Below are 12,631 nucleotides of genomic sequence, written 5' to 3'. Positions count from 1 at the left end.
ATAAATTAAAATCCCTGTATTTCGGGCTGCCTGTAACGCCAAACCTTTTGTAGCAACTTTATTTCATAAGGATAATGGTACATGCTCGCCTTATAACGCATGGTAGCTACCAGTTTAATGGCCATACGTTTAATCATATTGAGCCTGATATCCGTTACCGTTGGATACACCCCGTTCAGCACCGTTTCAAAATTCCTGATCTTATCGATCATCTCCGGCGTGAGCCATGGTGTTAACGGATTTTTACGAAGATCAAAGGCTTCCCATGCCGGGCTGATCCAGTCCTCCAGCGTTTCGGGGAAACGGAAGCCGCTTTTCATTACCTGCTTAAACAGTTCCGACCCTTCGGTAGGCACAGGACTGTAGGTATAAATTACGATCTCGGTTTTAGGGTTAACAGCCTTTACCTTTTTTATAAAGTCTATTTCAAAATCAATTTGCGACTGAACCTGTTCCTGGGTTGGCGCCGGAGTACCTAATACAAAGGAATATTCGGGTATGATGTCAAACTTTTTAAGGCGCTCGGCAAACTCAATGATCTGGTCGCCTGTTTGCGTGCCGCCCTTATCCATCTGTTCTAAAATGGTGTTGTTACCACTTTCGGCTCCGAAAAAGATGATCTTACATCCTGATTCGCGGATTGCGGCAAGGGATGAATCTTTAAATTTCGACATGGTATCGATGCGGGCCATCCCCCACCAGGTCATGTTTTCGGGTTTTATTAAGCGGGCAAACTCAACCGCGCGCTTTTCTGATACAAAAAAGTTATTGTCATGAAATTCTATGGCATCGGCCCCCCATTTATCTTTAATATATTTTACATCCTTATAAACGTTTTGGGCCGATTTTGCCTTCCATCTTGCCTCATATATTGGCACTACAGCACAAAAGGAGCAGGTGAAGGGGCAACCGATGCTGGAGTGATAAGCCATCGTTTTTTCGCCCAGGTAAGTTTTACCTAAAAACTTGGTGATGGGATAAAAAGTATTCAGCTTATCATATGGCAAGGCCGGTAGGCTGTCCTGATCTAAAAGGTCTTCCTTAGCGGTCTTGATGATCTTGCCATCAGTTGTTTTATAGATGAGGTTGCGGATAAACTCATAAGGTTCGTTTTTCTCAAGGGCATCAATCAAGGCGGGGAAAGCGAGATCACCAGGCCCGTTGATAATAAAATCGACATAACCGGAATATAAAACCGCGTTAGGCTGATTTGATGGAAAATACCCGCCCCAGATCATTTTGGTATTGGGATATCTCTGCTTTATAGTTTTTGCCGCAGCAATAGCCTGCTTTAACTGCGGACCGGGCATAACTGTAAACCCAAAGTATTTAAACTCGCCGGTACTTAAATAGCTATCTATCTTAACCATCGGGTCATGCTCGCAATTGCCGTCAACAATTACCCAGTCATATTTTCCATCAACCGAGGCCGCTATATTTAGTATCGAATTAGGTATGCGATACTTGTTATTTGCACTGCGCGGGTTAAATAATAATATCTTGTTCATCTGTTAGTATCAATACTTTGCTTTCAATCCCCCCGGCAATGGGTTTATCTTTTAGTTTAAGCAGCCTGTAAGGCACCCCTGCCATCACAAAGTCTGCACACAAAATAAAACCCACTGCCATACCCAATCACAAATGAGGGGGATTGCCCATTCAACAATTAATCTGAGCTTCTACACTATCACTTTCACACTAATAAATACGCCCTGGCTTTCACACAGGTTGCCTGCCTTTATAAATAAAATAGCTGGCAACCATTATTATTTAACGGCCGTATTTGCTGATATAAGATGTTACTAATATCCCGTAATTGTGATCCAAACTGTAAAAAATTATATTAAGCAGCGCTTTTTCCCGCCCAATATCATAGAGAAAAACTCGGTGGATGCCTACGATATCTGGGCCGAGCATTATGATGCGCAGCCAGGTAACCTCATGCTCGATTTGGATGAAGTTTTGTTTCCCCGCCTGGTTACGGATACAGTTATCGCCGGTAAAAACGTGGCCGATATTGGCTGCGGTACCGGCAGGCATTGGGAAAAGGTGTTTGCGCTAAATCCGGGGCGGTTAACGGGCTTTGACACATCGGGCGGGATGCTGGCGCGTTTACAGCAAAAGTTTCCATCGGCAAATATTTACCGCATTACCGACGACCTGTTCGGTGACATGCCATCGGGGAGTTTTGACACCATAGTTTCAACCCTTACTGTTGCGCACATCAAAAATATTGAAGTTGCCTTGCAGGCCTGGATGCGGATCCTGAAACCGACCGGTGACGTCATTATTACCGATTTCCATCCGCAGACACTGGCAAACGGCGGCAAGCGGACATTTAAACATGGCAGCGGTTTTATAGCGGTCGAAAACTATGTGCACCCCGTAAATACCATTAAAGATCTGTTGCTGAACAACGGTTTTAAGCTAATTGCAGAAGAAGAAATTAAAATAGATGAAACCATGAAGCATTATTATGCCAATAAAAACGCGCTTCATGTTTATGATAAGTATAAAGGCTTCCCCATTATTTACGGGCTGCACTTGAGGAGAACCGATGGTACTGAATAACGTCATGATACCGGGAAACGATGCCGTGGTGAGCATAAGTATAAGCGAGGGTAAAATAAAACAGGTTTCCCCCTCACATACTGATGACTACGAACAGCTGACCTTTGTGAATGCCATTGCTTTTCCGGGCCTGATCAACTCGCATGACCATCTTGATTTTAATCTTTTTCCGCAGCTTGGCAACAAAACCTATGAAAGTTATACCGAATGGGGAAAACACATTCACCGCGTTTACGCCGGTGAGATTGCATCTGTGCTAAAAATCCCGATTGCCCTGCGCGAACGCTGGGGTGTTTATAAAAACCTGCTTTGCGGCGTTACCACAATAGTAAACCACGGGGAAAAAGCTACCATAAATGATCCTCTCATCACTATATTTGATAATTGCCAGAGTATCCACTCTGTCCGGTTTGAAAAAAACTGGAAAAAACGGCTCAATAACCCGCTTAAAATAAATAAGCCGGCGGTGATCCATACAGGCGAGGGCACAAACGATATCGCTCATACCGAAATAGATGAACTAATTAAATGGAATATCCTTAAGCGTAAACTCATCGGGATCCATGGAGTAGCTATGGATCCTCAACAAGCCAAACATTTCGAAGCCCTGGTTTGGTGCCCCGAATCAAACTATTTCCTGCTTAATAAAACAGCGGCCATTGATGAGCTAAAAAGCAAAACAACGATTTTATTTGGCACAGATAGCACACTTACCGGGCATTGGGACATCTGGCATCACATTCGCCTTGCGCGTAAAACCCAAATGCTTAATGATGATGAATTGTACAGCTCTCTTACTTCATCCCCTGCTCAAACCTGGAAACTAAATAGTGGCAGCATTACCAGCGGATTTGATGCCGATATTGTAATAGCTAAAACAAAAGGCAAAGTTGGTTTGCAGGCTTTTTATAATATAACACCCAATGATATTTTACTGGTGATGCATAAGGGCGTGATTTTGCTGTTTGATGAATCGCTTTATCACCAGCTTACGGGTATAATTACCCAAAATTACAGTAAGGTCTTTACCGGCAACCATTTCAAATACGTGATGGGCGATATCCCTGGTTTAATAGCCGAAATAAAACGATACAAGCCGGATGCCGGTTTTCCCATACCTTACCCAGCCCCGCCTGCCGCATGAATATCATCAGAAAAATATGGTCAAAATCGAAACGCAAAGCGATTTATTTAAGCGATAGTGCATGCCACATTTTGGGCTTGGATAAAGACCTTGATACCGCTAAATAAAAATAGCATTTGCTGTTGTCACCATTGATACTTTTTAAATGAGATACGTTTTAGCCAGTTATGTGTACACCAAAGAGTTTAACCAGCCACAGGCCTGGTTAAAGCGCATTAACATGTATACCGGCATATTAGATGCCCTGGCCAAAAGCAACGAGGTAATCAGCATTGAACAAATCAGTTACGAAGGTGAACTGACACAAAACGGCGTTAACTACCATTTCAGAAGATACCCAAAAGCGGCGCTCAAATATTTTCCATGGGCTTTGCACTTGTATATTAAAAGCCTGAAACCCGATGTGGTAATAATCCATGGCTTGCTTTTCCCCCTGCAGGTTATCCAGCTACGCCTTGTGCTTGGCCGCAAAGTAAAGATCATTGTGCAAAATCATGCTGAAAAACCTTTCACCGGTTTAAAAAAACTACTTCAGCGGGCAGCCGACCGGTTGGTTGACGCCAACTTGTTTGCGTCGCATGATATGGGGATGGAATGGATTGCCGCCGGCAACCTCAAATCGCCCGGTAAAATACATGAGGTGATGGAAGTTTCTTCGGTTTTTTACCCTATAGACCGCCTGGAAGCCACCTCCCAAACGGGTGCACAAGGCAACCCGGTGTTTTTATGGGTAGGCCGTTTAAACGAAAATAAAGATCCGTTAAATGTAGTGAGAGCCTTTTTGAAATTCGCCGAAAGTTCGCCCGGGGCAAAGCTCTTTATGATCTATCACACCGAAGAGTTACTGCCGAAGATCAACGATTTATTAAACTCATCACCAAATATTGAAGCCATTGAATTAATTGGCGAAGTACCACACGCCGATTTATTATACTGGTACAACAGTGCCGATTTCATTCTCTCCGGCTCACATTATGAAGGCAGCGGCACCGCTATTTGCGAGGCCATGTCATGCGGATGCGTGCCGCTGGTTACAGATATCCTTTCGTTCAGGATGATCACTAACAACGGGGAATGTGGCGTATTGTATGAGCCGGGAAATGAAGCTGCATTGCTTGCTGCGCTCCTGCAAACCACACAAATGAATGTTGCAGAAAAGCGGAGATTATCCATTGAATATTATAATCAAAACTTATCGTTTGAGGCTATTGCCGAGAGGGTTGAGGGGATAGTGCAAAGTCTTTAAGCACTGCTTGCTTTTAGCAGTCGCAAATCCAATCTATTGTTCAAACACCTCCATCATCTTCCTTACATTATCCCTGATCTCATAAACCAATACATTTTTCCTCACCAAATCCGGTTTATCCAAAACCCAACGGATAGTTTGCCCGACTTCTTCCATATCGTTTACAATATGCCAGTTGGTAATACTATTATCCATCGGTTTAACAAAACTTACTACTTCAGCTCCCGCATACAGGGCTTCAAGGCAAACAGCGCCGAAGCCTTCATATTCCGAAGGGTGAAATAACACTCTTGAGCGCTGCATCATTTTAAGCACTTCATGATGCGGTAGTTCGCCCGCAATGGTTATGTTACTTTCAAGTTGCTTTGATTTAATCTGTTTTAATAATTTTTCCTTTTCCGGGCCATCGCCGCATATCACCGTTTTTATATCCGGGTAATATTGCTTCAGCATGGCAACAGCTTCAATAAACAGGTGAAACCGTTTCAAGGGAATAAGCGACCCTACCCCTGAAATATGAATGTCTTTTCCGGCAGATAAATCAGCAAATAATGAAGTATCTATTCCCACCGGGATAACATTCAGTGGTCTTACCTGGTAATTTTTAGCGAACTCACGTACAATAAAATCCGACAGCGCTATCAGTTCCTCTCCTTTTGGCTTTATCCACTTAGCATATTTGTTCCCGGCTTTAGCATCCTGCCCCAGCATCCAGCAACGGTGCTTAATATTTTTTATCCAGGCAAAATAATGACCAACCAAAGCACATTCGCCAAGCCAAAAGCTTAGCAAGCCCATTATTTGGTATTCCTTGCTTAAAAGCCCTAAAGCTCGCCATACTTTTAGCCAAATATTCAGCCTGAATAATTTACCACGGCTTCTTCCTCCAAAACTGATCACCCGTACACCATGCCAATCATATTCGGCAGCGAAAAAAGGATATTGAAAACTTAGCACAGTGATATGCAATTCCGGATTTTCGGCTTTTAATGCCCGTACAAAAACCTGTTGAGGCGGTAAACAGGTAGTATCGGCTTCGCTTTCGGGGAACCCGGGGCTCAGGATAAGCAATGCTTTTTTACGGTTATCATCCATTGGGCGAGATCACTTTATTACAGATAGCCAGGCTGGCCTTGTTATGGGTGATCAGGATGATCATTTTTCCCTGCCGGACCAGTTGCTGCAATTTGGTTAACAATTCATTTTCCGCATCCGCATCCATTTCGCTAAACGGCTCATCTAAAATTAACAGATCATGATTATGATAAAGCGCCCGGGCCAGCATGATCCTTTGGCGCTGACCGCCGCTGATGTTTTTGCCGTTTTCGGTAATAACTTTAGCTGTGCCTTCTGGGTACTCCGCAACCAGCTTATCTAAGCCGCAAAACTCCAGTACACTGGTCAACTTTTGCTCATCGGCAGTTTTATCGTCAAGTATGATGTTCTTTAGGATAGTATCATATATAAGAAACGGTTGTTGTTTAACCAGGGAGATGTTTTTACGGTAAAGCCGGCGCATTGGCGCGGCAGCAATTTTATTGTTGATATAAATGCCCCCTTCGGCCGGCTCCAAAAAACCGGTTAACAGGTTAATGATAGTAGTTTTCCCCCTGCCTGAATTCCCCGAAATGCCCATAATATCACCGGGAGTTATCTCAAGGTAAAGCTCATCCAAAACAGTTTTGTCCGGATAACTGAAACTTACTTTTTCAAGTTTCAATGACCAAATCTGTTCGTCAACAACCTCATTAACCTGTGGTTTATCATCTTCTTCAATGATCAAATCGGCCAGGATAAATTCATAGGTCTTCATTTGCCCGCTGCTGTTCAGTATCTTTACAATACCTGGGATGATCTTATATGCTGCCGCCACAAAAATGCCGATAGTCAGAATACTAACCACCGGAGTATCGCCCGTTAGTTTATTTACAGCGATGAGGATAAAAAAACCCAGAACGGCAAATACTTCCATCAATCGTGAAGGCAGGTTTTGCCAGGTTTGCTGTGAAGCTATATTTTGATTAAGCTGCTGTTGGTAGCTAAAAAACCGGCGACTGAAGAAATCATTTTTTTGATAAATATTGCTCTCCACGTAACCTGATAAGGATTCGTTTAAATGCTGTAGCGTTTTTTCACTCACGATTTTGATCTGCCCCCTGATAAATTTTAGCCTGGTTTTAATGAACCAACCCAAAGCCGCAACAGGCGGCAGCAGCAACACAAACAACAAAACAAACAAGGCCGGGTGATAGAACATAATAGCCCCAATAGTAAAAAGGATCAATACAGTTTGTGATATTATTAGCTGAAAATTAGTGAGCATATAATGGCTAAATTCGATAGGTTGCTGGCTGATTCGCCGGGTATGTACTGATGAATCGATGTGGATGAACTGATCAAAACCTGCATCAAGGTATGTTCGGATATTACGTTCGGATAATCTCGAAGCTACCTGGTAAAAAAAATGATGCTGCGCGTTTTGGGCAAAGAACCCGATGCAATTTTTTATCGCGAAAAGCACAAGGAAGATCCCGATAAGCCACAGCGATTTATTATCGACAAAACTGGCCGATAAAAAATTATAGTTAGTCCTTATGCCTTGCTGTGTATAAAAATTAACCATTAGCAACAGCATTGCTAAAAAAGCAACATCCAAAAGGGCGACAATAATGTCCACAATGATTAACCTGGCAAGCCTCCGCTTTTCAGATTGACTAAGGATGAGCAGAATACTTTTTAAAACTTGCTTCAAGAGGATGATAAAACAATTAAAACCAGGTTCATCACTGGTTTCATTATTAACTACGTTTTATACAGCTTTAAGGTTGCTTTATAAATGCGGGATAAAACACCAAAGCAATTAAAATAGATTGTTTAATCTGTTACTCTTGATAAATTACAGGCATAGTTTAATAATCTCTATAAAATTGTTAAATTTCGGCTTCGCATTTATAAAAGAAGTAAAACAACCTTCATGAGTTTAGAACCTTTCCTTGCCGTATTTGTGATCACTCAATTCAGGAGGCACCTGAAGAATGACGGGCTGCTAACCAAGTGGAACAAATACCTTAACATAGGCTATTATATTGCTATAGCAATCTTCATATTCGGTGTAAGTTTTGATCATGGAGAAAGGCTGACCACGATAATATCACATCTGTTCTTTTTAGGGGTTGTCATATCACCCTATTATATCGAAGATTTGAAATCGGGCAAACAACTTGCCTTCGCATTGATCCCTTATGCAATTGCCGGCTTGATACAAGATGTATTAGAAAAATGGTTCCCTAATTTTTACGAAAACCACGATAACCTGATACAAAGCCTGGTAATGTTCTCGCTTATCTGGGCATTTTCGCTTTGGCTCATCAGCCGCAAACAAACCAAAGCACTTGAAAATGAACGCAAACAACGCTTTGCCGAGCAGGAGCAGAACCGCATGATGGCAGCCATGAAGGTAAACCTTGAAAGCGAAGTTCGTGAGCGCACAGCCGAACTTACCCGCCAAACAGAAGAATTACAGCAAGCCCTGTCCGAACTTAAAAGCACTCAGGCGCAGCTGATCCAATCGGAAAAAATGGCCTCACTGGGTGAACTCACCGCCGGTATTGCCCATGAAATTCAGAACCCGCTGAACTTTGTAAACAATTTTAGCGAAGTAAGTATCGAACTGCTTGAGGAGCTAAAGGACGAGGTACTTGATAAACTGCCCGACGACGTAAAGGAAGATGCCGGCGATATTATTAACGACATTACCCAAAACCTAAGTAAAATAAACCAGCACGGCAAGCGTGCTGATGCCATTGTCAAAGGGATGCTGCAGCATTCGCGTGCTACAACGGGTAAAAAGGAGCCCACAGATATCAATGCGCTTGCAGATGAATACCTCCGGCTGAGCTATCACGGTCTGCGTGCCAAGGATAAATCATTTAATGCAGGCATGAAAACCAGTTTTGATCCTGATCTGGGTAAAATAGAAGCTATTCCGCAGGATTTGGGCCGCGTACTGCTTAACCTGTTTAACAATTCGTTTTACTCGGTAACCGAAAAGAAACGGATTTTGGGAGAAGGGTACGAACCAACCGTAACAGTTAATACCAAAAAGGTAAAATCGCCATCGGGTGTTAATATGGTGCAAATTACGGTGGAAGATAATGGTACGGGCATCCCTCAAAAGGTTCTGGATAAAATTTACCAGCCCTTTTTTACCACCAAGCCTACCGGGCAGGGCACCGGGCTTGGTCTTTCCATGAGTTATGATATTATCACTAAAGGGCATGGTGGCGAACTTAAGGTTGAAACGGCCGAAGGCGAATTTGCGCGGTTTGTAATTTGCATCCCTGTTGGCAATGTTGCCCAAAGTTAAACGCGGGTAATTTTTGCGTTTAACCACTAATAAAACCACACAAAAATTTAACTTTGAAGTACTATGAAAATACTTGTTGTTGACGACGAGGCCGATGTTCAACCCTTGTTTTTACAACGTTTCCGGAAAGAGATCAAAAGCGGCGGGATAGAGTTCAACTTCGCACTATCAGGTGAAGAGGCCCTTCATTTTTTGGAAGACCACCACTCGCAGGTCATACTAATTTTATCTGATATCAATATGCCGGGTATGAGCGGACTTGAACTATTGCGCAACATCAGGCAGCATTACGAAAAACCACCGCCGGTAGTGATGATGATCACCGCTTACGGCGATGATGAAAACTATAAACAATCAATGGAACTTGGAGCCGACGACTTTTTAACCAAGCCGCTTGATTTTAGCAACTTAAAAGACAAACTTAAACACTTAGAACAATAATGGCCAAGATACTGGTAGTAGATGACGAGCAGGACCTGGAATTACTGATCAGGCAAAAATTCAGGAAAAAGATACGGGAAGGCGTGTATGAATTTGTATTTGCCCAAAATGGTTTTGAAGCATTAACTCAACTGGCCTCCCACCCCGATATTGATGTAGTTTTAAGCGACATCAATATGCCGGAAATGGATGGACTAACCCTGCTTACCAAACTGCCCGATGCTAATCCTATATTAAAAGCAGTGATGGTTTCTGCATATAGCGATATGGATAATATCCGCACGGCCATGAACCGCGGCGCATTTGATTTTGTTTGTAAGCCGGTAAACTTCGAAGATCTTGACATTACTATTGAGAAAACTTTACAACACGTTATCGAACTTAAGAAAACCATGCAGGCCATTAAGGAGAACAATATCCTGCGGATGTATGTGGATGAAAATGTACTTAACTTCATGACCCATAAGGAGTTTGAGAACAGCCTTTTGAGTAATGAAACTATCGAGGCAACTGTGCTATTTATTGATATCTGCGGCTTTACCGCCATAACCGAGCATGTTGCCGCCAATACGGTTGTAGGTATGATCAATAAGTACTTTGATGTAATGGTACAGGAGATCATTGCCCAAAACGGTCATATTGATAAGTTTATGGGTGATGCCGTAATGGCCGTTTTCCGCGGTGAATATCACCTTGACCGCGCTATTGACGCAGCCCTCGCTGTTCGCGATAAAATGCACGAGGCCGATGAAATCCAGGCGGGTGATAAAACTTTCAAGCCTTCTGTTTCTATCGGTATCAATTCGGGCGAGATGATCTCAGGCAATATTGGTTCGGCCACATTAAAGCGGCTCGATTATACAGTAATTGGCGATGCGGTTAACCTGGCCCAGCGCCTCCAAACCGTGGCACAAGCCAACCAGATCATTGTAAGCGCCGATGTTTATGAGCAGGCAAAAGGCTCTTTCGCCCTTACTAAAATTGGCGAAGTAAGTTTGAAGAATAAATTAAAGCCGGTTGAGATTTACGAGGTGATTGATTAATAAAAATAACTACCGCGGGTTTAGCATAGTGTAACCCGTGTAGCATCATTGAAGTTTCCAACTTCATCCATCCCATCACTTAAACTATAGATAACGAACACATGGCAAGAATTGGCCGTTGTTGGTGTTCTAATCTTTTGCGCTTAAACTGGAAGCTTAAGTAATGCCCACTCCGGGTTACGCTCCGCTAAACCCGAAGCAGCTTTGTTATTTAACAGCAATGCCATCCTTTTGGGATGGCATTGCTGTTTTTCGCGGTAAACGACTTATGACTTGAAACTAAATACTTAGAACTTCCAATTAATGATCCCTTACCTTCTTCTTCAACACCCCGCCTGCGGCTTCTTTAATACTACTTGTAAAAACGAATGCCTTTGGGTCAATGCCATGTACGAGGTTTTTTAACCTGCGTACTTCCAAACGGGTTACTACCGTAAAGATGATATCAACCGGTTGATGAACATCAAAACTTTCTTTCATAAAGCCACGTTCACCTTTGTAAATGGTGATCCCGCGACCGAGTTCCATAACCAGTCTTTCTTTAATAATCTCACTTTGGCCCGAAATGATATTTACAGCCGTATACTCCTCTAATCCGTCTATTACAAACGTTATTGTTCGTGATGCAGTGTAATAAGTTAAAATAGAATATAATGCTGTTTGTAAACCCAACTCAACGGCTGCTATCAGGAAAATAATAATATTGATACCTAAAATAATTTCGCTAATGGTGAAACTACTGCGTTTTAAGGTGTATAAAGCTAATATCTCGATACCATCCAACGCGCACCCTCCACGAATGGATAGCCCCACGCCCAGGCCCATAAATACGCCACCAAAAATAGACACCAATAGTTTATCCTGAGTTATTACTGGGTATTCTATAAATTGTAAACATAAGCCAAGTCCAATTACACAAGCAAGCGTTTTTAGTGCAAATGATTTATTAACCTGGAACATGCCCATGATAATAAAAGGGATGTTGGCTATGATGATTACATAAGCTATGTTGAAATGATACAGCTCGTGAAGAAGAAGAGAAATACCGGTTACCCCGCCATCAAAGAAACTGTTAGGTACTAAAAAACCTTTTAGGGCGAACCCACAGAATAAAATGCCGATAATTACTGTGACTACGTCTTTCAAAATTTCTTCAATTTTTAAACCCGGTTGTGTCATTAATAGCAGTATTTAAATTTTTTTTGTGATAATTTTCAAATGCTCGTTTTTACCTTCAGCCCTGAGCCTGAGTGCTGTTTGGGTGAAGTAATGATGGCTTTGCAGGAACTTCACCTGCTGCCTGTCCCACTCCAATTCCGATTCAAGGTGATCTGTAATTACAAGTTCCGAAAATAACCTTTTACTAAGGATAAAAAAATCATTTCGGCCCAAATAATCTAAATCAGCATCACAAATTATCTGGCCTAAATGATTGTGAGGGTTTTGCGGCATTTTGGTTGCCATAATAATATCGCAAACCTGCTCAATTTCGTCACTCGTATAACCAAAATCAGGCAGATATTGCCTAGCATTTTTGCATGAACCAGCCTCGTGATTCACCTGGCCGAACAAAAAACCTGAATCATGATAGTAAACGGCCGTAAGTAATAGCTCCAATTCGTCTTCGATTATCCCCTCACCCGTCGCAATTTGTTTTGCAGCAGTATAAACATCAAGCGCATGATCAGCATTATGGTAATGAAAATGTTCGGGGAGTTCTTTCTTTATTTTGTCGAGGATAAAGTCCCCGGCTTGTTCTACTTGCATTCAGTATTTATAATAGGCGCTAATATATTAATTTGAGGGATACTGATATTAGC

Annotated in this window: 11 protein-coding genes; 6 read left to right on the top strand and 5 right to left on the bottom strand. The window is 42.3% G+C overall.

Annotated elements, in window-relative coordinates; translation table 11 throughout:
• Positions 1-5: 5 nt before the first annotated feature.
• Positions 6-1,508, bottom strand: coding sequence for a B12-binding domain-containing radical SAM protein (locus FHW88_RS06830; RefSeq protein WP_176624102.1), 1,503 nt, complete (start codon positions 1,506-1,508; stop codon positions 6-8).
• Between the two features lie 310 nt (positions 1,509-1,818).
• Here FHW88_RS06830 and FHW88_RS06825 point away from each other — a divergent pair, with 310 nt between their 5' ends.
• The 3 genes from FHW88_RS06825 (at position 1,819) to FHW88_RS06815 (ending at position 4,961) form a co-directional block, all read left to right on the top strand.
• Positions 1,819-2,571: a class I SAM-dependent methyltransferase gene (locus tag FHW88_RS06825; protein WP_176624100.1), complete on the top strand. Its 753-nt coding sequence runs from the start codon at positions 1,819-1,821 to the stop codon at positions 2,569-2,571.
• Positions 2,558-3,715 carry an amidohydrolase family protein gene (locus FHW88_RS06820; RefSeq protein ID WP_176624098.1) on the top strand — a complete coding sequence of 386 codons (1,158 nt, stop codon included), beginning with the start codon at positions 2,558-2,560 and terminating at the stop codon, positions 3,713-3,715. The genes FHW88_RS06825 and FHW88_RS06820 overlap by 14 nt, the downstream gene beginning before the upstream one ends.
• Before the next feature lie 145 nt (positions 3,716-3,860).
• Positions 3,861-4,961 carry a glycosyltransferase family 4 protein gene (locus FHW88_RS06815; protein WP_176624096.1) on the top strand — a complete coding sequence of 367 codons (1,101 nt, stop codon included), beginning with the start codon at positions 3,861-3,863 and terminating at the stop codon, positions 4,959-4,961.
• Positions 4,962-4,994: 33 nt separating this feature from the next.
• On the opposite strand, the gene FHW88_RS06810 is transcribed toward FHW88_RS06815, so the two are convergent.
• Entirely contained in the window at positions 4,995-6,056 is a 1,062-nt protein-coding gene (locus FHW88_RS06810; protein WP_090524906.1) for a glycosyltransferase, read from the bottom strand.
• Positions 6,049-7,713, bottom strand: a complete 1,665-nt coding sequence (locus FHW88_RS06805) for an ATP-binding cassette domain-containing protein (protein ID WP_090524904.1) — start codon at positions 7,711-7,713, stop codon at positions 6,049-6,051. Before FHW88_RS06805 ends, FHW88_RS06810 begins: the two co-directional genes overlap by 8 nt.
• 222 nt (positions 7,714-7,935) lie before the next feature.
• On the opposite strand from FHW88_RS06805, the gene FHW88_RS06800 reads away from it, so the two are divergent.
• The 3 genes from FHW88_RS06800 to FHW88_RS06790 all read left to right on the top strand — a co-directional run bounded on the left by FHW88_RS06800 (position 7,936) and on the right by FHW88_RS06790 (position 10,811).
• Positions 7,936-9,327: a sensor histidine kinase gene (locus FHW88_RS06800; protein WP_090524901.1), complete on the top strand. Its 1,392-nt coding sequence runs from the start codon at positions 7,936-7,938 to the stop codon at positions 9,325-9,327.
• A 63-nt stretch (positions 9,328-9,390) separates the two neighbouring features.
• Positions 9,391-9,768 (top strand): response regulator, encoded by a 378-nt coding sequence (locus tag FHW88_RS06795; protein ID WP_090524899.1) that lies wholly within the window; start codon positions 9,391-9,393, stop codon positions 9,766-9,768.
• The gene (locus tag FHW88_RS06790; protein WP_175489916.1) at positions 9,768-10,811 is read left to right on the top strand and encodes an adenylate/guanylate cyclase domain-containing protein; all 1,044 of its coding nucleotides are present in this window, start codon (positions 9,768-9,770) and stop codon (positions 10,809-10,811) included. Before FHW88_RS06795 ends, FHW88_RS06790 begins: the two co-directional genes overlap by 1 nt.
• A 300-nt stretch (positions 10,812-11,111) precedes the next feature.
• Here FHW88_RS06790 and FHW88_RS06785 read toward each other — a convergent pair whose 3' ends face one another.
• Together FHW88_RS06785 and FHW88_RS06780 are read right to left on the bottom strand one after the other, a co-directional pair.
• Positions 11,112-11,990, bottom strand: a complete 879-nt coding sequence (locus FHW88_RS06785; RefSeq protein WP_090524894.1) for a YitT family protein — start codon at positions 11,988-11,990, stop codon at positions 11,112-11,114.
• 12 nt (positions 11,991-12,002) lie between these two features.
• Positions 12,003-12,578: an HD domain-containing protein gene (locus tag FHW88_RS06780; protein ID WP_090524892.1), complete on the bottom strand. Its 576-nt coding sequence runs from the start codon at positions 12,576-12,578 to the stop codon at positions 12,003-12,005.
• Positions 12,579-12,631 lie beyond the last annotated feature (53 nt).

The organism is Mucilaginibacter sp. SG538B (assembly GCF_013376065.1).
GTDB lineage: Bacteria > Bacteroidota > Bacteroidia > Sphingobacteriales > Sphingobacteriaceae > Mucilaginibacter > Mucilaginibacter rubeus.
This window is presented reverse-complemented; position numbering and strand designations above follow the sequence as displayed.